Source organism: Ruegeria sp. G5 (assembly GCF_056533365.1).
The window spans coordinates 21,569-45,329 of sequence record NZ_JBQFOK010000010.1 but is presented as its reverse complement, the minus strand read 5'-3'; the positions used below and the strand labels follow the sequence as shown (position 1 = coordinate 45,329).

Below are 23,761 nucleotides of genomic sequence, written 5' to 3'. Positions count from 1 at the left end.
GTTTTTAGAAAGTATGAGGGTGCGTTTGTCCGTTCTGCAGGGGCAATCTTGACGATTATGACGAAATCTCCGTCATTATGACGGAATATTCGTCACAAAGTATAATTACGCCGTCTGCATCATGCGCGCGTTAATAGCTGCTTCTGGTGGTGCCGCGCTGTGAACTCCCATCTCCGTCAGAGCATGCTTGGCTGCATCGACAACCGCGCGCATAACGTCTGCGTCCATGCGCCCGATGCACCCGATGCGGAAACTATCCACTTCGGTCAGCTTTCCCGGATAGATGATAAAGCCCTCATCCTTCATCAGCTCATAAAAGCGTCCGAATTCGAAATTCGGATCAGACGGGCAGAAGAATGTCACGATAATCGGGGACAGCCATTCATCCGACAACAATGTCTCGAACCCCAACGCGCGCATACCCGACACCATCACATCGCGGTTCTGCGTATACCGCGCGCCGCGGCCCGCAACACCGCCTTCGGCTTCGTGTTCTGTCAGGGCCTGAAGGAACGCAGCAACCACATGTGTCGGAGGGGTAAAGCGCCATTGACCCGTTTTCTCCATCGCGTCCCATTGCGCGTGCAAATCAAGGCTGAGGGACGGACAATTTCCTTTTGCAGCAGTCAGGGCTGACTTTTGGGCCAGTACAAACCCAAATCCCGGAACCCCTTCGATACACTTGTTGGCGGACGACACCATCGCTTCGAATGTGTATTCGCTGGGCTGCAAGGGGATTGCGCCAAAGGCGGACATGCTGTCGATCAAAAGCTTGCGGCCTGCCGCTGCGGTGGCGTCAGAAATCTCGTGCAGAGGGTTCAGAATGCCCGAACTCGTCTCGCAGTGGATCGCTACAACATGGGTAATCGCCGGATCATCGGCCAGTATCTGTGCCACTTCTGACCCGCGCGGCGGTAGGTAATCGCCCTTATCCAGCAGCACATAAGCACGGCCCGCATATGCCAGTGTCTGAGCCGCGCGTTTACCGTATGCACCATTGGCCAGCACCAGCGCCTTACCGGACGGCGGGATCATCGACGTCAGCATAGCCTCGACTGCAAAACTGCCGGAACCTTGCATCGGCACGCAATCGTAGTCCTCGGACCCGTCACCCAGCAGTTTCAAAAGCCGTGCGCGCAGTTCAGCAGTCATGGCGCGAAAATCGCCGTCCCAGCTTCCCCAATCTCTCAGCATGGCTTGTTTGACGGAATAAGAGGTCGTTAGCGGACCTGGTGTCAGTAGATAGGGTTCGCCAAGTTCCGGACGGGGGACGAGTGACATAGAGACAGCGCCTTGTTCGCAGCAGGATTTCGCCGCTAGGGTATTTACGATACCCCACTTTTTCCACCACCCATAGCTTTTCTATATAAGATTGCCTCTGTCAGAAAACTGACACTTAAAGCGCCGGCTGGCCGCCCCTTCTGGTTTCCGCGCCTTGGGACAGGAGCCGAGCGCAGCAAACCCGAATGAGTCCGCAATACTTAACGAATTTAATGCTTATGTACGTCCATATGCACGGATTGTGGGCATTAACCCTCGGGGCTTAGCCCCTCGGTGGATAGATCGTCCAATTTTGGCATTAGTCTGAGCAATTCCCGCGCGTAATCAGTCTGTGGATTAGAGAACAGGTCGTTGGTGTCTTGCAGTTCAACAACTTTACCCTGTTTCATCACCGCGACCCTGTCGCACATCTGACGGACCACAGGCAGGTCATGGCTGATGAACAGCAGCGTCAGGCCCAGATGTTCTTGCAGATCCTTCAGGATGTTCAGGATTTGGGCCTGAATAGACACGTCCAGCGCACTTGTGGGTTCATCACAGATCAGAAAGCGGGGCTGCGTCGCCAGGGCGCGCGCGATCGAAATCCGCTGACGCTGACCGCCCGAGAATTCATGCGGGTATTTCAGCCCGGCCTCATGACCCAGCCCAACCTGATCAAGCAGTTCATCCACGCGGCGCTTGATGTCAGCACCTTCCATCAGCTTGTGATGGCGGATCGGCTCGGCCACGATTTCGTCCACTCGCATCCGGGGGTTGAGCGAGGAATAGGGGTCTTGAAAGATCATCTGGATGTTTTTGCGGTAGGCGTCCAGCGCAGCTTTGTTGGTCAGGTCGCTGACAACCTGCCCCTGAAACGAGATCGTGCCACCATCGACCGGGTAAAGCCCCGCAATCATCCGCGCGACGGTGGACTTGCCCGAGCCGGATTCACCTACCACGCCAAACACCTCACCCGCGCGGATGTCAAAGCTGACATCGTCCACGGCGGTGAAATAGGTGCGATCCCACGGTAGCAAACCTTTGCGCTGCAGGAATTTCTTGGTCAGGTTGCGGATCTCGAACACCGGTTTGGTGGTGTCATTGTCAACCTTGGGCCAATGACGCGCCATATCCTCGATGGCGAACCGGGTTTCGCGCCCGCCATAGCTGATCTGCGGAAAGCGGTGCAGCTTCAGCGTCGGACGCGGCACGGCGGCGATCAACGACTTGGTATATTCATGGCTGGGCTGGCCCATCACCTGAGAAGTCGGGCCGCTTTCAACCACTTTGCCCGCATACATAACTGTCACCTTATCCGTGGTGTCGGCAATCACGCCCATATCATGGGTGATCAGGATGACGCCCACCTGGCGCTCTGTCGCCAGTTCTTTGATCAGGTCCAGAATCTGCGCCTGAACGGACACGTCCAGCGCCGTGGTTGGTTCATCCGCGATGATCACATCCGGTTCCGTGCACAGGGCCAGAGCGATCACCACGCGCTGCCGCATCCCGCCCGAGAACTGGTGCGGGTACTGGTCCAGCCGTGTATCGGGGTCGGGAATGCCCACCCGATCGATCAGATCACGGGCGCGTTTGTTCGCCTCGGCATCCGAGCCGCCCAGATGGGCCTTAATCGTCTCAACCAATTGCTCGCGCACAGTGAACAGCGGGTTGAGCGAGGTCAGCGGATCCTGAAAGATCATCGAGATCTTCTTGCCCCGCAGCCCACGCATCGCCTCGGCGTCCAGACCGCTGATCTGGTCACCGCTGAGTTTTATCGTACCGCTTGCGATACGGCCGGGGCGATCCAGCAGGCCCATGATGGCGGCGCCAATGGTGGATTTACCGGCGCCGGATTCGCCCACCAGTCCGTGGATTTCGCCCGGCTCCACCGACAGGTCCACATGGTCCACGGCAGTGAACAGTTTGCGGCGGGTCGGGAATTCGACCGTCAGGTCATTGATCGTCAGAAGGCTCATGAAATCACCGCAGCTTGGGGTTCAGCGCATCGCGCAGCCAGTCGCCCAGCAGGTTCACAGACAAGGCCAGCGCCAAAAGAGTGCAGGCCGGAAAGAACAGGATCCACCACTCACCCGAGAACAGGAAGCCCTGCCCGATGCGGATCAGCGTGCCCAGCGACGACTGGGTCGGGGGCGCGCCCACGCCAAGGAAGCTGAGCGTTGCCTCGGCAATGATGGCCAGCGCCAGCGAGATGGTGGCAATCACCAGAACCGGGCTGAGGACATTGGGCAGGATATGGCGGAACATGATCGGGAACGATCCGCGACCGATCAGGCGGGCGGCCTGAACGTATTCCTTGTTCTTTTCCACCAGCGCCGCGCCACGAACCACGCGGGCAAACTGCACCCAATCCGACAGAGCAATTGCGACGATCAGGACATAGATCGCCATCTCATCGCGGTATTCCGGCGGGGTTACGCCCTTGGCGATACCAAAGATCAGCATAGCGACCAGAATGGCGGGGAAGGTCAGCTGTACATCCGCAACCCGCATGATCAGCGTCTCGATCCAGCCGCCGAAATAGGCTGCGACCAGACCCAAAACAACACCGATGATCAATGCCAGCAATACAGCCGATGCACCCACGAACAACGAAATCCGCATCCCGTAAAGAATGGTCGAGAAGACGTCGCGCCCCTGATCGTCTGTACCCAGCAGGAAGGTTTCCTGTGTGAACGCGTTGGGCGTGCCGGGCGGCGTAAACCCGTTCATCAGGTTCAGCGAGGCAGGGTCAAACGGATTATAGGGCGCGATCAGCGGCGCAAAGATCGCGGACAGAACCAAAATGGCCACGACCAGCGTCGCGATGATCGCCACAGGAGAATGCCGGAAGGACCATGCAAAATCGCTGTCCCAGAACTTGGCAAACCGCGTCTTTTCGGGGGCTTTGGGTGTATCGAGAATATCGGTCATGTGGCCCTCGCGTCGACACGCAGGCGCGGGTCAATGGCATAGTAGAGAAGATCGACGATCAGGTTGATTGTCACGAACATGACCGAAATCAGCATCAGATAAGCGGCCATGACGGGGATGTCGACGAACTGGATCGCGTTGATAAACAGCAGGCCAACGCCTGGCCACTGGAACACCGTCTCGGTGATGATGGCAAAGGCGATGATTGATCCGAGCTGCAGGCCCGTGATGGTGATCACCGGCACCAGAGTGTTCTTCAAAGCGTGGCGGAAATTGATCACCCGGTCCGACAATCCACGTGCGCGGGCAAAACGCACATAGTCGGCGCGCATCACCTCAAGCATCTCGGATCGGACCAGCCGCATGATCAGCGTCATCTGATACAGACCCAGCGTGATCGCCGGCAGGATCAGCGCCTTTAGACCCGAGGCCGTAAGGAACCCCGTGGACCAATTGCCAATCATAACGGTTTCGCCCCTCCCGAAGCTGGGCAGAAGGTCCAGTTCGACCGAGAAGATATAGATAAGTAATATCCCGATCAGAAAGGTTGGCAGGGAAACCCCAATCAGCGATACCGTCATGATCACATTCGCCGCGATCCCTTGTCGTCGGATCGCAGTAAACACGCCCAGCGCAATACCCATGGTGATCGCCAGAAAACCGGACACGAAAGCCAGCTCTAACGTGGCAGGAGCGCGCTCTAACAGGATCGTTGAGACCGGCCGGCCCTGACGGAAGGAAACACCGAAATTCCCTTGCGCCGCGCCTTGCAGATACTTGAAATACTGCACCGGGAAAGGCTGATCCAACCCAAGCTCAGCGCGCAGCCTGTCAATATCGGCCTGTGTCCGTTCTTGCCCCAGCATGTTGTCGATCGGATCGCCGACAAAACGAAACATCGAAAACGCGACCAGACCCACGACCAGCAAAACGATCACGGATTGGAACATCCTTCGGACGATATATGCGAACATTCATTTTCCCCGTTGATTTCCGTGTCTACGCACGGGTCGACCGAATGGTCAAGATGTCGCGGGACCCAGTGCCGCCCGGTCATGTGGCGCAAGCCAATCCACTTTTGGACCGAGTGGAACAATGCCAAGAGGGTTGCGAAGCTCGGATGGAGAGAAATAGCCCGTCTTGTATATCTCGGGCTTCACGGTTTGCGCGACTTCAGGACGTGTGTACAGATCCCGCGCATATCCCCAAAGGTTTGGGTAGTCGATCAACCGCCGTAGGTTGCAGCGGAACGCATAATGATAGGCCACGTCAAACCGTGCGAGTGTTGGAAAAAGACGCAAATCAGCCTCGGTCAGTTGATCGCCGCATAGATATCTGTTTGTCGCCAGATGCGCCTCGATCTCGTCCAGCATGGCGAATACGTCGTGAAACCCTGCCTCATAGGCATCTTGCGTGCGTGCAAAGCCAGTACGGTAGACGCCATTGTTCAGGCGTGGATAGATTTTCGCATTCCAGTCGTCGATCTGCTTCAATTTATCCGCAGGTGCCAGATCAGGGCCATACCCATCGAGCGTCCCCAGCATTCGGACCAGATCAGCGGACTCATTAGACACCGCGCGGTTTTCAACACGATCCCATAGCAACGGAACGGTGATCCGACCGGTATAGGCCGGGTCAACCTTGGCGTAGACCTGATGCAAAGCGGTGACGCCGAACAGGGGATCGGCAAATTCACCCTCTACGTCATAAACCCACCCATCCTCAGTTCGGCGCGGACGGGCATAGGACACGGTTATGATGTCATCCAACCCTTTGACTGCACGGGTCAACAGAACCCGATGCGCCCAAGGGCAATTCCATGCGGCATACAGGTGAAACCTGCCGGGCGCGTAAGGTCCGTCCGGCAGATCATTGCGAATGGTAGACGCCTGACGGCGGTAAGCACCATCTAGGCTTGTCTCAGGGGCCGGGTCCTCTGGGTGATAGAGCCCATCAATCATGACACCCATCGGGTTAGTTCACCGTAACCCAGCGCAACAGAAAGAAATTGTCCGGGCGCTGCGTCAGATCAATATTGCTGCCAGTCCCCCAGACCAAGGGCTGCACGTACATCGGAATATAGACGTGGTCGTCCTGATATATCTGGGTGACCTCATCCAGCATGGCCTGACGCTTGGCTGCGTCCAGTTCCGACTGGATCATCGGCAGCAGCTCATCCACTCGCGCGTTCGAATAGCCACCAAAGTTCCAGCTACCCAGTTTTTTCTCTTCGTTCGGAGTAGCAACAAGGAACCGCACAGGGTGTTCCGCATCAAACGTACCCGGGCTCCAGCCTAACAGGTACATGTCGTAATTATCCTCGCGCAGCTCTGGCCAATAGTTACGAACCGGCATTGCATCCAGTTCGGCAGAAACTCCGATCTGCGCCAGCATGCTGACAACCGCCTGGCAGACGGCCTCATCATTCAGATAGCGATCGTTGGGGCATTTCAGCCCGAATGAGAACCCATCGGCATAGCCCGCTTCGGCCAGCAACGCCTTGGCGCCTTCAACATCAAAGGCGGGGCGATCTGCATTGGCGGCGGAATAGCCGCTCATGGCGGGGCTGACCAGTTGCGAGGCGGCCTCGGCATTGCCCCGCATGATCGTGGCCAGGATCGCGTCGACATTGACGGCCTGTGCCACCGCCTGACGGACCCGCACATCGCGGAACGGGTTCGGCTTGCCCGCATCGTCGGTGTATTTCAGCGTCTCGGCCTCGTGGTCAAAACCCAGCATGATCACGCGCGCCTCGATACCCTGAATGACATCCACATCTCCGTTTTGCTTCAGGCGCGCGACGTCCTGAATGGGCACCGGATTTATCATGTCCACATCACCTGACAGCAGGGCCGCAACGGCAGTCGCTGGGTTCTGGATCGGGTTGAACTCGGCACGGGTAATGTTGTGCTCAACCTTGTCCCACCAGCCTTGATATGGCTCTAATACGGTCTTCAACCCCGGCTCGCGCGCAGCCACTTTAAAAGCGCCCGTACCATTGGCATTGATGGTCGCGTAATTGCCGGTCTCTTTGTCTGGCACAACGGCATCGTTGGCCTCGGCCCAACCTTGATCCATGATCATCCAGTTGGCGATCGAGGACGGGAACAACGGGTTTGGTGCGGTGGTCATGATATCAACCGTATAGTCGTCGACGACGATCACCTCACTGACCGGCGCGAACCAGCTGCGGGTATCTGCAGCCTCGCCGGATGCACGCTGATAGCTGAACAGGACATCCTGTGCATCAAATGTACTGCCATCATGGAACGTCACGCCCTTACGCAGTTTGAAACGCCACCCTTCGCCTTCGCCGATCGGCTCCCAACTGACGGCCAACGCGGGCTCGACGGTCATGTCTTTGTCACGGCGTACCAACCCCTCATAGACGTTGTTGAGAAAGCCCAGAACGGGGGCCGAGTTGACGGCGTGCGGATCCATGGTCTGAGGATCGGTAGTCGAGGCCCATTTGAACTCGGCCGCCTGAACACTGGTCGCAGCTAAAAAGGCCAGGCCAATGGCACTGTTTCTGAGGATCATCACAATGTCTCCCTGTTTCTGGGGTCGAGTTTTCTTGGTTTTTCCTGCATGCGCAAGGAAATCTCAGGTCGAAACGAAAACAGGGCGCGAAATCCGCGCCCTGTCTGATTAAGCAATAGAACTGATTTAGTTCATGGTAAAGTATTTGACCTTCGGCTGGTCTTCGGCATCCACTTCGATGCCCACACCGTCAGCCATACCCCAGTTCAGAACCTGATGGTGGATGGGGATGTACAGCGCCTCGTCCTGCACCACCCGCCAGATGTCGGCGATGTCCGCGTTCCGCGCGTCAAGATCGGTGTTCGAGGCCAGCGACTTGATCTTGGCATCCAGCGCATCGTCCTGATATCCGGTGCCGTTCCACGTGCCGATATCGTCTTCGCGACCATGCACAAGGAAGTTGAAGATGTATTCCGAGTCATATGTCGGCACGCCCCAACCCAGCATGTAGAAGTCGGTCTTGCTGTCGGTGATCAGCGGGAAGTGCTGCGCCTTGGGCTTGGCGTCCAGATTCACGGTCACGCCGATCTGACCCAGCATACCGACGGCCGCCTGACAGATCGCCTCATCGTTGATGTAGCGGTCATTCGGGCAGTCCAGCCGCAGAGAGAAGCCGTCGCCATAGCCTGCTTCGGCCATCAGCGCCTTGGCTTTTTCCAGATCGGTCGAGGATTCGCCGTCCATGTCAGCGGTCCAGCCGTTCACGAAAGGCGGTGCGATCATGCCCGCAGGCTGAGATTGGCCGCGCATTACGACCTGCTTGATCGCATCGCGGTTGATCGCCATCGACATCGCCTGGCGCACACGCACATCGGCCAACGGGTTTTTGCCGTCCACGTTATCCGCTTCGATGTCATCCGAGCCCTGGTTCATACCAAAGAAGATGACGCGGTTCTGCGGGGCCTGCTTGACCATCAGGCCATCAGCACCGTTAACGCGGTCAATATCCTGTACCGGCATATCCTGCAGGAAGTTCACCTCACCCGACAGCATCGCCGCAACGCGGGTCGCCGCATTCTGGATGGGTGTATAGATGATCTCGGTCACTTCCATCGGGAACTGGTCGATGCCCCAATAGTTGTCGTTGCGCACCATCACAGTTTTGACGTCAGGCTCACGACTCTGCAGAACATATGGGCCCGTGCCATTGGCATTGGTGGTGGCATAGGTGATCTCGCCACCCTCAAAATCCTGCACATTGACGGTGTTGTTCGCCTCGGACCAGCCCTTGTCCATGATGAACAGGTTGGTCAGGTTCGACGGCAGGATCGGGTTCGGACCGTCGGTGACGATCTCGACCGTGTAGTCATCAACCGCGCGCACTTCGGTGATCGAGCCGATCAGCTCTTTCATATCGGAATTCGGCTGCTTGGCCCGTTCAAAGCTGAACACCACGTCTTCGGCATTGAAATCCGCGCCATCGTGGAATTTCACACCCTCGCGCAGCTTGAAGACCCACACATTCGGATCATCGGCCTTGGGCCCCCACTCGGTCGCAAGCGCAGGTTCAAACGCGCCGGTCACGTCGCGGATGATCAGCGGCTCATACATCTGGTGCCGGATGGTGTGAGACGGACCCTCGTTTTGCGAATGCGGATCCAGCGTCAGCGCGTCGCCGGCCCGCGCCCAGCGCAGGGTTTCGGCCGATGCGCCTGCAGCCATCAGCGCGGTCGCGCTGGCAGCGATCATCAGATTTCTTAAGATCATTACAAACTCCCCGTTTTTTGTTCACGCCGCTATTCAGGGCGGCTGACCGCTTTTCGCGGTCATGGTGCCCTGATCATCCAGATCATTTTGACAGTTGCAACACTAGAATGTGATGCAACTGAAATGATAAATCTGAAACTATCATTTAAGCTTGATTAGACTCTAAGTAACCACCAGTTCAGCGTAAAATGATCGAGCGGCGATGTTCATCATCCGGGAAAACACGCCCAGACTTGACGCAACGGAATATGTGTTCAAACACCTTGCCTGCGTCTCCTCCCGGGGCCACAGGTCCGAAATAGTTGTGCCCGGTTGGCGTGTCATAGCGCGTATTTACGTCATCACAATCGACCTGAAATACGTTGCGCGGGGTGCGATCAATGTTTTCGGGGCCTGTATGTCCAAGACGTCGCGATGCGACCTTGTTCTTGAGGTTTGCCGCTTTGCTGGCCCGCAACGCCAGATCATCTGAGGCGAAATACACCACAACATTGCGCGAGGCATGGCTGACCAAAACACCGGGTTCGTTTTCGTGGACGGTTTCGTTCACCACATCAGCCGCAACCATGAACGTGTTGCGAAACAACAATGGCACGCCCGATGCCAGATCATAGCGGTCCCATTCCATCAATGTCTGCCGCAAGACGCGATTGCCCATCGAATGCGCAAGCAGGTTCATCCGTTTCAGGCACGGCGCAACATCGGGTTCATTGTCGTCGCTATTGCGCCACTCCAGGAACCGCTCAAGCACGCGGGCAAAAGAATACCCGCTTTGGTCCGCAGACTTCTGATCGTCCCAGTATTTCTGAACGATGCCATGCTCATTATCACTGGGCCAGATCAGAGGCAGCACCATCACCTCGCCCGGATCGGCCTGATCGCAAAGGCGCTGCAATTCGGACGCTGTTCTAAAAACGTCTTCGGGCAAATTGTTGAAACCGTGCAAATACAACAGGATCTGGCGGCAGTCACTGTCGCGCACACGGCGCAACAACTCTTTGCTTGTGATTTCGGTGTGGTGCTCTCCCTCACCTTTTTCGCAATAAAACACGGAATTGGACGGCGCGTTGTTGTCCAGATCAAACGTAAACCTGCGCCCTTTGCGGGTGCGAATACTCTGAGTTGGAAATCTGTTTGTTATGAAAAGCATGCAATGAACTCCGACAATAGTGTCTGATCGACGTGATATGATAGTACCAACCGCCACACAGCCTGTCAGCTTGCGTAAATCACACGGTTCCAAATAGTCAGGTATTCCGCCGGTTGCATTCGTTTATCAAGCAATCAACTATTCCCAAGATGCGCGTGCTTTTAAGAGTTTGTTTTGCGGGCCTTATGCTCGTGTCGCTTGTGCTGATTGGCTTTCGGCTGGCCGCAGGCGCGCGTGAGTCTTTGGCGCTGGGCCAAGAGCTTCCGTCCGGAGGCCAACTGATAGAAACCACGGATGGCGCTGTGTTTCTGCTGGAAAAAGGTCAACCTGATAATCAGGCGGTGTTGTTTGCCCATGGGACGGCAGCCTGGTCTGCGCTTTGGCTTCCGACGCTTGAAGCGGTTGCTTTGGAGGGGTTCTACGCGCAGGCATTCGACATGCCACCCTTTGGCTGGTCCGAACACCCCGAAGGGGACTATAGCCGTGAACGGCAAAGCGATCGTGTGATTGCACTACTTGAAGCGCTGAACAACCGGCCGATTGTCGTCGCCCACTCTTTTGGTGCAGGCCCCGTGGCCGAGGCTGTGATGCAACGCCCCGATCTAGTGTCAGGATTGGTGATCGTAAGCGGTGCCATCGCGCTGGGACGACACGATCCGCCCAGCGAGGTCCCGTTTTACCTCGAAAACCGGGCCTCTCGCCAATTCATCGCGTCGGCAACTGTTTCGAACCCGCTGTTAACGCGGGCTTTCCTGCGCAGTTTTCTGCATGTGAAATCCGCGGCCTCTGCCGAAACCACGGAGTTGCTACAAGAACCGATGCGCCGGGCCGGTTATACGCAAGCGGTCGCCGACTGGTTACCCACCTTGCTGGTTCCCCCACTGACCGCCCTGAGCACACGTCCTGAGAACTGGCGCAGGCTTGAAGTTCCAATCGGCCTGATCTGGGGCGCCGAGGATACCGTGACGCCATTGGCCCAGGCACAAGAGTTGCACAGCTTGGTTCCTCAGGCCCATTTCCAAGTTTTGCAGAACGTGGGTCACATACCGCAGATCGAAGACCCGGCATCATTTCAAGCCGTATTAGGGTCTATTCTTAAATCCATTTCAGATCCTTTATTGGATGAGGCAGAGTCATGAGAAATTTCACCAGAAGAGCCGCGCTCGTCGCGGCGGGCGGTTTGGCCGGTTGGGGCGTATCGCGCTGGTTGGGCCCGGACTTACCTGTATACGCCGGTACGAGCCGGACATTTGCGCCGCAGGACCCGACGGTCATGAATGACGCCAGCGGTCTGTCACCGACCCCGGTCCACAAGCATCTGGTCATGTCCGAGGATGCCGAGGAATCCCTGATCGCGGCCATCAGACGCGAATTGGCGCAAGCAAGCACCGAAGGGCGGCCGCTCAATGTGGGGGCCGCGCGGCATTCGATGGGGGGTCAGGCCATTCCCCGCGACGGAACGGCGATCACCTTTGATAACGGCTGGGTCGAAATCGACAGCGCCGCACAAACGTATTCGACGCATGCCGGCGCGCGCTGGTCTCAGGTCATAGCGGCGCTGGACCCAGTCGGGTGGTCGCCTAAGGTGATGCAATCGAACCACGACTTCGGCGTTGCCGCCACATATTCGGTTAACGCCCATGGCTGGCCCGTTCCCTTTGGGCCGATGGGGGCCACGATACGCTCATTGCGAATGGTTTTACCGTCGGGCGATCTTGTGACCTGCTCACCGACCGAGAACGCGGACTTGTTCAATCTGGGAATGGGCGGGTACGGGTTGATCGGTGTCATCGTGGACCTTGAGGTCGAGATGGTTCCCAACACCCGCCTCACACCGTCCTTTGACGTTATGGAAGCCAGCGCATTTGCTTCTGCCTTTCGCAAAGCGGTCGATGACCCGGCTGTCACGATGGCCTATGGCAGGCTGAATGTCGAAAGGGCGTCTTTCTTCGAAGACGCTTTGCTGATCACCTATCGCGAAACGGTTGATCAGTCTGAACTGCCAGCCGCGTCAGGCTCGGGCTGGATGTCACATGCTGCCAGCCGACTGTATCGTGCGCAGCTTGGAAGTGAGGCCTTCAAATCCTTTCGATGGTGGAATGAAACAACACTTGGTCCAGCCCTCGGGGGCGGGGAGGCGACCCGGAACTCATTGATCAATGAGCCCGTCATCACGCTGGACGATCGCAACCCAGACCGGACCGACATATTGCATGAGTATTTCGTAGGGTTTGACGCCTTCGACGATTTTCTGATCGCCTGCCGCGAGGTGATCCCCGCCTCGTATCAGGAGTTTCTGAACGTTACGCTTCGATACGTGGCGCAAGACGATCAGGCGGTTCTATCCTTTGCGTCTGAACCCAGAATCGCCGCCGTCATGTCCTTTAGCCAGGAAATGACCCAACGTGGCGAAGCAGACATGGCCCGTATGACACAGGCACTTATCGACAAAATTGTTGAAATTGGCGGGGCCTATTATCTGCCCTACCGTCCACACGCGCGGCTGGATCAATTGACGGCGGCCTATCCACGTGCTGCAGAATTCGCGCAGGCCAAACGCAGGCTGGACCCGCAGCTTGTTCTTAGAAATAACCTTTGGGACAGTTATCTGGGGCTTTTATGACCAACCTTCAAAACCTTTGCATCATCTATTTCTTCGTGCTGATGATCGCTGCTTTGTTGAATTACATCCCCGGCGTAACCGACGAGGACGGGCTGGCTTTTGGGATTTTCGCGCTGGACCTCTATGACGATGCCTTGCACGTTGCGTCGGCCTTTTGGGCCTTGATCGCGGGGTTATGGTCTCACAAGGCCGCGCGCATCTTTCTGATCCTTTTCGGCCTGGCCTATCTTGGCGATGGGGTGTTCGGGTTCTTTACCGGCTACGGGTATCTGGACCTTGGGATATTCACCAACCCCTCTGCCGGTATCGACCTATCGCTGGGGCGTTTTCTGGCAAATCTTCCTCATCTGGCGCTTGGCGGGCTGGCCGCCTGGGCTGGCCTGCGAGACGCGAGGCGCACAGCATGAGGTTTCTGTTGCGCTGGATGCGGCGGATCGTGTTTCTGCTGCTGGTTGTCGTCATCGGATTGGCCGCCCCGATTGTTTATGTTGAAACCAGCTGCAAAGGCTCCGCGCAGCCGCAAACCTACGCCGCCTTGCTGCCGACGGAACATCACCGCCCTGAAACCCGCACATTGATGACCTATCCCGAATGGCACATCGTTCACGCATACGCAGATTATGCCGAGGTGCTGGATCAGGGCGATCCCCACGACTACGGTTTTTGGCGCGGTATCACCGGATTCTGGAGCTCTCTCTGCGCCCTGACGGAAAACGCCTCAGCCCATGGTGAGATTGATGGTGCGACGAAACAGATGGTTTACGTCATCGGCGCGAGTTTTACCGCGGAATTGGCGATGAAAGCCGCGTATGAAGAAACGGTTGGTCGCCTTTTCACGGCGCTTCGAGGGCCGGAAAAAGCAACATTAGACACTGTTTCGGCACAGCAGGCTGCCGCCTATGCCGAGTTCCTGCAACAAGTCCCCTGGTATAAATGGCCGTTTGCGCAAGATGCGCAGGACCTGCTGGAACAGTCCACCGGCTCGTTACGCGACAGCGAACGCGCCATTGCGCTGGGGTTAGAATATACCGCCAAGGACGCTTATGCTGGTGTGATTGAACAAGCCGTGGAGCAGGTTGGACCGGACGAGCTGACACTGCGCATGATTGCAACCGGCGCCGAGGATTTTTCGGCATATCCTGACGTTCAGGTCATTGGCACCCGGCCCGAAGGCACCGAGATCGAAACTCCTCGTTATCGCGAACTGACCAATCTTTTGACCGAAATGGCGCGTGACGGAGTGGATATCATCGAGATCGCCGGAAATGACGATATCATGTTCACGGCTTTGTCTTCGCGACCGTCCGAGCCCGGAGCCGTTTTCAGCGCGCCTCGACAGGGTTTTGACGACTATCGCCATCTGATCGTCGTCAAGGTTGCCGATCTGGCCGACCAGCTACGGCAGACCGAGAGATCAGGTCTGACCCTAGAACATATCCATGACTATTAGGTCCATCCTGATCGCCCTGCCGTTACTGGTATTGGGCTGGTTATCGACCTTGGTGGTGGTTGCGTTGCTGACGGATGAGGCCCCCGCCTACGTGGTTCTTTTGCCTCAGGAAAGACTGCTGGATGCGTTGTCGGATGATACTGCGATCCTCGCGACCTCAAGGCTCAGCGTGACGGTTGCCTCGGACATGCCAGGCTTTGCCAAATCCCTTTACGCCAATGGCGCGCGTTTGGTGTTGCCCGCAGGTTTGCCCGGCTGCTTGCCCTTGCCCAAGGCCTAGCAATCATCCCTCAAACGGGACACGCGACTCGTCCAGTGTTTTTTGGCTCGACGGTAGGTTCAGCTCGTGGGTTACCGGAGCTGAACGAGAGATGACCCGACCCTTGCGTACAACCGCCAAACGATGGGCCCGCAGGCGGATCGCTTCGATCGGGTCGGCGGCTTGCAGCAATACGAAATTCGCATCGCACCCCTTGGCCACGCCATATCCCTGCAAACCCATGATCCGGGCCGAGTTCCGGGTCACCGCATCAAAACACCAGGCCATGTCCGCGCGGCTAGAAAGTTGCCCTACATGTAACCCCATGAAGGCCACATCCAGCATGTCGGCTTTACCCAGCGAATACCAAGGGTCCATCATACAATCAGAACCGAAACCGACGGTGATCCCGGCATCGCGCAGCTCACGCACACGGGTCTGGCCGCGGCGTTTGGGATAGGTGTCATGCCGCCCCTGCAACATAATGTTGATCAACGGGTTCGGGATCGCGTGAACACCGGATTCGACCATCAGCGGGATCAGCTTCGAGACATAGTAGTTGTCCATCGAATGCATCGAGGTCAGATGCGAACCCGTAACTCTTCCGTTCAAACCCAATCGCTGCGTTTCATAGGCCAGTGTTTCGATGTGGCGGCTCAGCGGGTCATCGCTTTCGTCGCAATGCATATCCACCATTAGCCCCCGATCAGCCGCCAGCTGACACAAAAGCCGAACGGATTCCGCCCCGTCCGCCATGGTCCGTTCGAAATGCGGAATACCTCCGACCACGTCTACGCCCATATCCAGCGCACGGATCGTGTTTTGCATGGCGGTTGGGCTGCGCAATACACCGTCTTGCGGGAAAGCGACCAGCTGCAGGTCAAGATAGTCCTTAACTTGCTCCCGCACCTGCAACAGCGCCTGCACGCCCTTCAATTCGTCATCGCAGGTGTCCACATGACTGCGGATCGCACCAATCCCCTTGGACACCGCGAGTTCGCAATAGCGCACAGCGCGGGCAACGATGTCATCAACGGACTGGATCGGTTTAAGCTCGCCCCACAAAGCAATCCCCTCAAGCAACGTGCCCGAGACATTCATGCGAGGGGTCCCCAATGATAAAGTCGCATCCATGTGGAAATGCGGATCGACAAAGGGTGCAGACACCAATTGACCCGCAGCGTCGATGACCTCGGCGGCCTCGGCGGTAATGCCGGCCTCAACCGCAGTGATTTTGCCATCCTGACAGGCGATATCCATTCCGGTTTGACCATCGGTCAGGGTGGCGTTTTTGATAAGCAGATCGACCATAATCAACGTTGACCTTTGAACCAGGGGGTGAGCAATGCCCGCGGATAATCCGCCGAGCGCGCGGCGATCACAAGGGCGATGATGGACAGGACATATGGCACCATCAGAAACACCTGTCCGGGTACCAAGGCGCCAACCTCGGTCTGTAGACGCACTTGCAACGCGTCAAAGGCACCAAACAGAAGCGCGCCCAAAAGGGCTTTGCCCGGTCGCCAACTGGCAAAAATCACCAGCGCGATACAGACCCATCCACGCCCGTTGACCATGCCAAAAAAGAAAGCGTCAAAGGCGCTCATGGTCAGGAACGCGCCGCCCAATGCCATAAGCGCGGATCCGACAACAATGGCCCCGATGCGCAAACCATATACGGACAAACCTTGCGCATCCACGCTGTCCGGGTTGTCGCCCACGGCCTTGATCGCCACGCCCAGCGCCGTGCGGTTCAGCACATACCAAACCATCGCAACCAGTAGCAAAGCCAGCCACGTCAGCGCTGTTTGCTGAAACAGAACAGAGCCTAAAAAGGGCAGATCAGACAAAATAGGCAGGTCCAGGGGCTGAAACGGTTCGATCCTTGGTGGCGAAGATACATTCGGCAGCGCCGTACGATAGGTATAGTAACTGACTGATGTCGCAAACAGCGTGATCCCTAATCCAGAGACATGCTGAGACAACCCCAAAGGCACCGTGAGGATCGCATGAAGAAGGCCGAAAAACGCACCGGCTAAGGCCGCCACAAGTACGCCGCCCCAAAGTCCTGCGCCCAACCAGACGGCCATCCAGCCACACATAGCACCGACGACAAAGATACCTTCGATCCCAAGGTTCAGAACGCCAGCCCTTTCGCAGATCAGCGCGCCCAGAACGCCAAAGATCAAAGGTGTCGCGATGCGCAAAGAGGCGGCCCAAAAGCTTTCAGACAGCAGGATGTTGAGGATATCCATCATGACACTGTCCTCGTCGCGCTGGCCCTTACGATCCGGTATCGCGCGACGAACCCTCCGACGAGGACGCAGAGAAGCGACATGGATACAACCAAATCCGCAAGGAAGGACGACACGCCCATGGCGCGGCTCATGCTGTCGGCACCGACAAAAACGGATGCAATGAAAAGGGCCGCAATCACCACACCCATCGGTGACAGCCCGGCCAACATCGCCACGACGATGCCCGTATAGCCAAACCCCGGCGAAAGATCTGCGGTCAGGTACCCTTTGAGGCCGGCAACCTCACTCACACCTGCCAAACCGGCCAGACCACCCGACAGGATGGCCACGCCGAACAAAGATCTATTCACGTTGATACCAGCATGTCGCGCGGCGGCAGCGTTTTCGCCCACGGCCCGCAAACGAAACCCCCAAACGGATCGCGCCAGCATAAATTGCGCCAATACCGCCAGTATTAGAGCCAGAATCAGCCCTGAATGCACACGCATCCGATCCATCAGAGGAGGTAACATGCCCTGATCCAAAACCGGCTCGGACTGCGGCCATCCCAAACTCAACGGGTCTTGCAACGGCCCTTCAAGCATCATCTGCACGAAGATCAGGATGATGAAGTTCAACAGCAGCGTCGTGACCACCTCATCCGCGCCAAAACGGGTTTTCAGATAGGTCGGCGCGACCATCCCGGCCGCTCCGGCCGCGGCACCGGTCAGGATAATCAGCGGGACTAGAAGAATGCCCGAGATATCAAACAGCCCCGAGCCGACCGCCACAGCGGCCATTGCGCCCAAATACAGCTGACCTTCGGCCCCGATGTTCCATAATTTCGCGCGAAAGGCCAAAGCCGCAGCCAGCCCGGTGAATATCAGCGGTGTGGCGCGGGTCAGAACTTCGGAAAACGCAAAGACCGATCCGAACACGCCGCGGAACATCTCGGCATAGGCGGTGATCGGGTGAGCACCAGCCGCCAACAATGGGACCGCAGCAAGACCCAACGCAATCACCGCGGATATGATCGGCACGCCCAAGGTAAAGGCCCGCGATTGCGTTTGACGTGGTTCGATGCGGATCATGCGGGTTCTCCTGCCATCATCAGCCCGATTTGTTCACGGTCGCGGTCCGGCGCTTCGTGCAGTTCTCCGTCACGGATAACGAATATCCTGTCTGCCAAGCTTAGTAATTCATCCAGATCTTCTGAGATCAGAACCACACCCGCCCCACGCGCCCGCGCGTTCAACAGGCGCTTGCCGACGTCAGCCGCTGCGCCCATGTCCAAGCCACGCGTCGGCTGGTTGGCCAGAATAAGACGTGGGGCGCGGTCGAAAACCCGCGCCAGTATAAGCTTTTGTATGTTCCCGCCGGACAGCAACCTTGCCGACGCATCGACGCCGGGTCCGCGTACATCATACGCTTTGGCCAGACGCTCGGCATTGTCCTGAATGTCTTCGCGTCTTAACAAACCGAACGTCTGGACCTCTGGATCGCGTAGGCGTTCAATGACCATGTTTTCAGATACGCTCATCGCGCCCACGATACCTTCATGGTGGCGATCTTCCGGAATGCGGCCAACCCCGGCATCCACCATCTTGGCCGGGGTCGGGGACGTTATTTTTACGCCATCAACCTCAATTAGACCCTTTTCAAGCCGCGCGAGCCCCGCAATTGCATTAGCCAACCCTTTTTGACCGTTCCCTGAAACCCCGGCGATTCCCAGGATTTCATATGCGTGCACGGTCAGGTTCACGTCGATCAGCGTATCGCGCTTGGACCGACCCGCGACCGAGACATCGGACAGTGTCAGAATAGGCTCGCCCGGTGTCAGTTCCGACCCCGCCAACTGGGGCGTTTCGGCACCAACCATCATGCGGGCAATTGATTTCTCGTCTGCATCTGCCGTCGCCATTTCCCCCACTTTTTGTCCGTGGCGCAAAACGGCGATGCGGTCCGAGAATGCCAGAACTTCGCGCAGTTTATGGCTGATGAATATGACGGACAGTCCTTCGCGCGTCATGTTCCGGATGTTTTCAAAAAGCGTGTCGGCCTCTTGCGGCGTCAAAACTGCGGTCGGTTCGTCGAGGACCAAAATGCGAGCGTCCCTGTAAAGCGCCTTGAGGATCTCGACGCGTTGACGCTCGCCCACTGAAAGGCGACCAACCGGAGTGTCCAGTGGGGCGGTCAGGCCACTTTGGGCCATGATCGCCTCAATCTTGCGACGCGCTTCGCCACGCTTGCGGCGCAACGCGAACAGAGGTTCGGCCCCAAGCGTGATGTTGTCCAGGGCCGAGATATTCTCGGCCAATGTGAAATGCTGGTGCACCATTCCCACGCCCGAGGCCAGCGCCACCTGTGGATGGCCCAGTGGTAGTGGGTGCATCAACCCCGCCTCATCAGCGACTTCAATAGAGCCTGAATCGGGCAAATAATACCCAAACAGCATATTCATCAACGTGGTCTTGCCTGCACCGTTTTCGCCCAGCAGCGCAAGAACCTCACCCTTTTTGAGGGTGAGGCTGACATTGTCATTGGCGATGACCGGGCCGAATTGTTTGCTCAGCCCGTTGAGTTTCAGAACCGTGGAATCTGTCATTGGGAAAACGGGCCGGCGAACAGGCCGGCCCGGGAACGATTACTGGTCTGAAACCGGACGATCGTCGTTCACATTGACCCGGAACAGGCCATCCAGAATCTCGGCCTGCCGCGCATTTACGGCTTCGACGACTTCGGCGGGGACCAGTTCTTCGTCCAAAACCATCGAGCCGCCGCCATAGCCCATAAAGCTGTACTGACCATAATCTGCAGCCTCGAACGATCCGTTCGCCACATTGGCGACGGCCTTGTCGATGGTCGGCTCCATATGCCACAGGGCCGACGCCATGATCGTTCCCGGATAATCGCCTGACGTGTCGATCACATTGCCCACGGCCTTGACCCCGCGCTCTACCGCGGCGTCTGACACACCAAAGCGTTCGGCATACATGACGTCAGCGCCCGCATCCATCATCGCGATAGCGCTTTCCTTGGCTTTCGGCGGGTCGTACCAGCTGTCGATAAAGGTCACGAGGAATTTGACATCGGGGTTCACTTCACGAGCCCCGTCCATGAAGGCATTCATCAGGCGGTTTACCTCGGGGATCGCATATCCGCCAACCATTCCGATGACATTCGATTCAGTCGCGGCCCCGGCGACCATGCCCGTCAGATAAGACGGCTCATGGATCCAGTTATCAAAGACCGAGAAATTCGGCCCGACCGGCCCAAACGACGACCCCATCAGAAAGGCGGTGTCCGGGTAATCTTTGGCCACCTTGCGCGCCGCGCGTTCCAGGCCGAACACCTCGCCCACAATCAGTTGCGATCCCTGTTCCGCATATTCGCGCATCACGCGTTCATAATCTGTATTGGCCACATTTTCCGAGAATACATATTCGATATCCCCGCGTTCGGCCGCGGCATTCAGTGCTTTGTGGATACGGCTGATCCACTGTTGTTCAACCGGCAGCGTATAGATTGCTGCGACTTTTACGGTTTCTGCTGCCGCAAGCCCTGCTGAATACAACGTTGAAGCCGCTGCAACAGCGGCCAACAACACGCGTCGGGAAAATTTTTGATTGGCCATGACACCCTCCTGTTTTGGGTGATGCGAACATTATTTTACTGTTCAGTCAATTTTTTACTCGGCGTAATTGGCCGTCCAGTAATTTTTCACGGCGGTTGCGAGTAAATACTAAGCGTACTCGAATAGATAAGACATGCGAACACACAACCTTAAATTGATATCGTCTGTGACGAAACCAAGTACGCGCGGCACAGAATTTGAATTTTTTACTCCGATTCCAACGCTCAGCTTGTCAAAGGAAGAGGCATTCTCTAGGACCAGAAGAACCAGCATTTGACCGAGTGGATTCATCATGCAGATAGCGCCAGTTCTTCTTTGCGGTGGCTCGGGAACCCGTTTGTGGCCGTTGTCACGGAAAAGCTACCCTAAGCAATTCGCCTCTCTGATGGGTGACAAGACCTTATTTCAAAGTTCTGCCTTGCGGTTAACCGGTCAAACAGAGGCATTGAGCTTTGCGGCGCCAATGGTTCTGACCAACTCGGATTTCCGTTTTATCGTCACTGAACAACTGCAAGCAGTGGGAATTGACCCAGGGCCAATTTTGATCGAACCAGAAGGACGCAATACTGCGCCCGCGGTTTTGGCCGCGGCCTTGCGCGCACACGCAGAAGATGAAAACGCGGTGTTGTTGGTCGCACCGTCTGATCACGTTGTACCTGATGTCGCAGCCTTTCACGCAGCCGTCATTCGCGGACTGGACGCGGTCGGGCAAGGGCAACTGGTCACCTTCGGGATCACGCCGACACACGCGGAAACGGCATATGGCTATCTTGAGCTTGCCGAAAAACCGGGCACCAGTGGCGCGGCCGTGGCGCTTAGGCAATTTGTCGAAAAACCTGATGCTGACCGTGCAGCAGAAATGCTGGCAGCCGGTAATTTCAAATGGAATGCCGGTATATTCCTGTTCCGGGCCGTCGACATCATTGCCGCCTTCCGTGCCCACGCGCCCGAATTGCTGGAACCCGTCCAGCGCGCGCTGGACGATGCAAAGCCTGACCTTGGATTCTTGCGACTAGCCCCGGAGCCTTGGGCGGGTGCCCAAGATATCTCGATCGACTATGCGGTAATGGAAAAAGCCGAAAACCTGTCCGTCGTACCTTTTGACGCGGCGTGGTCAGACTTGGGCGGCTGGGATGCCGTCTGGCGCGAGAGTGGCCCTGATGCAGACGGCGTCGTGACAAGCGGTGATGCAACCGCAATTGATTGTCAGGACACATTACTGCGCTCGGACAGCGAGCGCCTTGAGGTTGTCGGGATAGGCTTGAACAATATCATGGCTGTCGCGATGAATGACGCGGTATTGGTTGCCGACAAGTCGCGCGCGCAAGACGTCAAAAAGGCCGTTGCAGCGCTAAAGGAAAAAGGGGCTGAACAGGCCACCCAATTTCCCAAGGACCACCGCCCGTGGGGATGGTTCGAAAGCCTCGTGGTCGGTGATCGGTTTCAGGTGAAACGTATTCAGGTTCACCCGGGCGCGTCCTTGTCTCTGCAAAGCCACGTCCACAGGTCCGAACATTGGATCGTGGTCGAAGGCACCGCGAAAGTGACAATCGATGGACAAGAGACACTGGTGACCGAAAACCAGAGCGTCTACGTCCCACTGGGCGCAGTCCACCGGATGGAAAACCCGGGCAAGGTGCCCATGGTCCTGATCGAAGTGCAAACGGGCGCGTATGTCGGAGAAGACGACATCATCCGGTACGAGGATGTCTATGCGCGCGACTAACACCTCCGGTATCGGCACAGGCCGGTCGTGAACCAACGTTGAGTTCTGGGTTTCTGAAATGACTGAAGCAGAGGCAATTCCGCCCCTGAGCCCCTCGAGCGCCGGGTATGATTTTTCAGGTCTCAGGGTAGCAATCGTTCACTATTGGCTTGTCGGCATGCGCGGCGGTGAAAAAGTTGTCGAAAGCCTGCTTGATCTGTTTCCGGATGCGGTGATCATCACACATGTTTATGACCCGCAGCAGGTCAGTGAGAAAATCCGCAAGCAAGATGTGCGTGAAACCTTCATCTCAAAGCTTCCGGGTGCCAGAAAGCACTATCAAAAATACCTTCCGCTGATGCCACTTGCGCTGGAGCTGGTGGATATGACCGAATTCGACGTCATCCTGTCCAGCGAAAGTGGCCCCGCCAAGGGTATCATCCCGCGCCCTGACGCTGTGCATCTTTGCTATTGCCACTCGCCGATGCGCTACATCTGGGACCACTATCACATCTACCGCGCCTCAGCCGGACGGCTTGCCCGGCTCGCTATGCCAACCGTGGCGCATAAGTTGCGGATCTGGGATGTCACAAGTTCAGCGCGGGTGGATCGTTTCGTTGCCAATTCCAGCTTTGTGGCACAGCGTATCGGGAAATACTATCGACGGACGGCGGACGTCGTTTATCCGCCCGTCGTGGTGAACGACTTCGACATATCAGATGAGATCGGAGACCACTACCTGCTGGCGGGCGAGATGGTCTCCTACAAGCGGGCGGATCTGGCGATTGATGCCTTCAATGCCTCAGGTCGTAAGCTGATCGTTGTTGGCGATGGCGAGATGCGAGATGCTCTGTCGCAAAAAGCCAATCCCAACATAACCTTTCTGGGGCGCGTCGGCTTTGCCGAGCTTAAACGGCAGTTTGCCACCTGCAAGGCGTTGATCTTTCCCGGTGAGGAAGATTTTGGGATCATACCCGTCGAGGTGATGGCGTCCGGTCGCCCTGTTGTCGCCTATGGTCGGGGTGGGGCTTTGGATACGGTCCTTCCCGGCGTTTCAGGAGTGCATTTTTACGAGCAAACAGCAGAGGCCCTGAACGCTGCGATTGATGCGCTTGAGGCAGATGTCACTTTGATGAACGCGCCGTCCAGAATCCGAGAACATGCTGAGCGTTTTGACCAACAGGTCTTCAAATCCAGAATTGCCGACCTGTTAGCGCATGATCTGCAGCTGACGGCATCAAACGCACGCCGCGCATAATGAA

General features: G+C 57.0%; 20 protein-coding genes. 7 read left to right on the top strand and 13 right to left on the bottom strand.

The features are described from left to right. Nucleotides 1-105: 105 nt before the first annotated feature. From ACR0BD_RS16395 to ACR0BD_RS16360, 8 genes are all read right to left on the bottom strand, one after another. Nucleotides 106-1,281 (bottom strand): 2-aminoethylphosphonate--pyruvate transaminase, encoded by a 1,176-nt coding sequence (locus ACR0BD_RS16395; protein WP_480832013.1) that lies wholly within the window; start codon nucleotides 1,279-1,281, stop codon nucleotides 106-108. A gap of 248 nt (nucleotides 1,282-1,529) precedes the next feature. Next, nucleotides 1,530-3,239, bottom strand: a complete 1,710-nt coding sequence (locus ACR0BD_RS16390) for an ABC transporter ATP-binding protein (protein ID WP_480832011.1) — start codon at nucleotides 3,237-3,239, stop codon at nucleotides 1,530-1,532. Between the two features lie 4 nt (nucleotides 3,240-3,243). Beyond that, the gene (locus ACR0BD_RS16385; RefSeq protein WP_480832009.1) at nucleotides 3,244-4,194 is read right to left on the bottom strand and encodes an ABC transporter permease; all 951 of its coding nucleotides are present in this window, start codon (nucleotides 4,192-4,194) and stop codon (nucleotides 3,244-3,246) included. After that, the gene (locus ACR0BD_RS16380) at nucleotides 4,191-5,168 is read right to left on the bottom strand and encodes an ABC transporter permease (RefSeq protein WP_480832008.1); all 978 of its coding nucleotides are present in this window, start codon (nucleotides 5,166-5,168) and stop codon (nucleotides 4,191-4,193) included. Before ACR0BD_RS16380 ends, ACR0BD_RS16385 begins: the two co-directional genes overlap by 4 nt. Before the next feature lie 48 nt (nucleotides 5,169-5,216). Then, on the bottom strand, nucleotides 5,217-6,164 hold the full coding sequence (locus ACR0BD_RS16375) for a glutathione S-transferase family protein (protein ID WP_480832006.1): 948 nt from the start codon (nucleotides 6,162-6,164) through the stop codon (nucleotides 5,217-5,219). Between the two features lie 4 nt (nucleotides 6,165-6,168). After that, complete coding sequence (locus ACR0BD_RS16370) at nucleotides 6,169-7,734, bottom strand: ABC transporter substrate-binding protein (protein ID WP_480832004.1); 1,566 nt, start codon at nucleotides 7,732-7,734, stop codon at nucleotides 6,169-6,171. A 126-nt stretch (nucleotides 7,735-7,860) separates the two neighbouring features. Next, nucleotides 7,861-9,441: an ABC transporter substrate-binding protein gene (locus ACR0BD_RS16365; RefSeq protein ID WP_480832002.1), complete on the bottom strand. Its 1,581-nt coding sequence runs from the start codon at nucleotides 9,439-9,441 to the stop codon at nucleotides 7,861-7,863. A 178-nt stretch (nucleotides 9,442-9,619) separates the two neighbouring features. Beyond that, complete coding sequence (locus tag ACR0BD_RS16360) at nucleotides 9,620-10,591, bottom strand: alpha/beta hydrolase (protein WP_480698389.1); 972 nt, start codon at nucleotides 10,589-10,591, stop codon at nucleotides 9,620-9,622. A 185-nt stretch (nucleotides 10,592-10,776) separates the two neighbouring features. Here ACR0BD_RS16360 and ACR0BD_RS16355 point away from each other — a divergent pair, with 185 nt between their 5' ends. The 5 genes from ACR0BD_RS16355 to ACR0BD_RS16335 are packed head-to-tail and all read left to right on the top strand — an operon-like array spanning nucleotide 10,777 to nucleotide 14,944. Next, on the top strand, nucleotides 10,777-11,730 hold the full coding sequence (locus ACR0BD_RS16355) for an alpha/beta fold hydrolase (protein ID WP_480832000.1): 954 nt from the start codon (nucleotides 10,777-10,779) through the stop codon (nucleotides 11,728-11,730). Further along, on the top strand, nucleotides 11,727-13,214 hold the full coding sequence (locus tag ACR0BD_RS16350) for an FAD-binding oxidoreductase (RefSeq protein WP_480831997.1): 1,488 nt from the start codon (nucleotides 11,727-11,729) through the stop codon (nucleotides 13,212-13,214). Before ACR0BD_RS16355 ends, ACR0BD_RS16350 begins: the two co-directional genes overlap by 4 nt. Beyond that, on the top strand, nucleotides 13,211-13,621 hold the full coding sequence (locus ACR0BD_RS16345; protein ID WP_480831995.1) for a hypothetical protein: 411 nt from the start codon (nucleotides 13,211-13,213) through the stop codon (nucleotides 13,619-13,621). Before ACR0BD_RS16350 ends, ACR0BD_RS16345 begins: the two co-directional genes overlap by 4 nt. Further along, entirely contained in the window at nucleotides 13,618-14,664 is a 1,047-nt protein-coding gene (locus tag ACR0BD_RS16340) for a hypothetical protein (RefSeq protein ID WP_480831993.1), read from the top strand. Before ACR0BD_RS16345 ends, ACR0BD_RS16340 begins: the two co-directional genes overlap by 4 nt. Continuing rightward, complete coding sequence (locus tag ACR0BD_RS16335; protein ID WP_480831991.1) at nucleotides 14,654-14,944, top strand: hypothetical protein; 291 nt, start codon at nucleotides 14,654-14,656, stop codon at nucleotides 14,942-14,944. Before ACR0BD_RS16340 ends, ACR0BD_RS16335 begins: the two co-directional genes overlap by 11 nt. A gap of 3 nt (nucleotides 14,945-14,947) precedes the next feature. On the opposite strand, the gene ACR0BD_RS16330 is transcribed toward ACR0BD_RS16335, so the two are convergent. From ACR0BD_RS16330 to ACR0BD_RS16310, 5 genes are read right to left on the bottom strand one after another with little or no spacing between them, the layout of a single operon-like run. Continuing rightward, on the bottom strand, nucleotides 14,948-16,234 hold the full coding sequence (locus ACR0BD_RS16330) for an amidohydrolase family protein (protein ID WP_480831988.1): 1,287 nt from the start codon (nucleotides 16,232-16,234) through the stop codon (nucleotides 14,948-14,950). Between the two features lie 2 nt (nucleotides 16,235-16,236). Next, nucleotides 16,237-17,178 (bottom strand): ABC transporter permease, encoded by a 942-nt coding sequence (locus tag ACR0BD_RS16325; protein WP_480832203.1) that lies wholly within the window; start codon nucleotides 17,176-17,178, stop codon nucleotides 16,237-16,239. Continuing rightward, nucleotides 17,178-18,248: an ABC transporter permease gene (locus ACR0BD_RS16320; RefSeq protein ID WP_480832201.1), complete on the bottom strand. Its 1,071-nt coding sequence runs from the start codon at nucleotides 18,246-18,248 to the stop codon at nucleotides 17,178-17,180. Before ACR0BD_RS16320 ends, ACR0BD_RS16325 begins: the two co-directional genes overlap by 1 nt. Further along, on the bottom strand, nucleotides 18,248-19,765 hold the full coding sequence (locus ACR0BD_RS16315; RefSeq protein WP_480831986.1) for an ABC transporter ATP-binding protein: 1,518 nt from the start codon (nucleotides 19,763-19,765) through the stop codon (nucleotides 18,248-18,250). Before ACR0BD_RS16315 ends, ACR0BD_RS16320 begins: the two co-directional genes overlap by 1 nt. Nucleotides 19,766-19,804: 39 nt before the next feature. Then, nucleotides 19,805-20,794 carry a BMP family protein gene (locus ACR0BD_RS16310; RefSeq protein ID WP_480831983.1) on the bottom strand — a complete coding sequence of 330 codons (990 nt, stop codon included), beginning with the start codon at nucleotides 20,792-20,794 and terminating at the stop codon, nucleotides 19,805-19,807. A gap of 292 nt (nucleotides 20,795-21,086) precedes the next feature. Between ACR0BD_RS16310 and ACR0BD_RS16305 the strand changes: the two genes are divergently transcribed. After that, a complete protein-coding gene (locus tag ACR0BD_RS16305) occupies nucleotides 21,087-22,520 on the top strand; it encodes a mannose-1-phosphate guanylyltransferase/mannose-6-phosphate isomerase (protein ID WP_480831981.1) in 1,434 nt (477 codons plus the stop codon). 58 nt (nucleotides 22,521-22,578) lie between these two features. After that, nucleotides 22,579-23,757: a glycosyltransferase gene (locus ACR0BD_RS16300; RefSeq protein ID WP_480831979.1), complete on the top strand. Its 1,179-nt coding sequence runs from the start codon at nucleotides 22,579-22,581 to the stop codon at nucleotides 23,755-23,757. Nucleotides 23,758-23,761 lie beyond the last annotated feature (4 nt).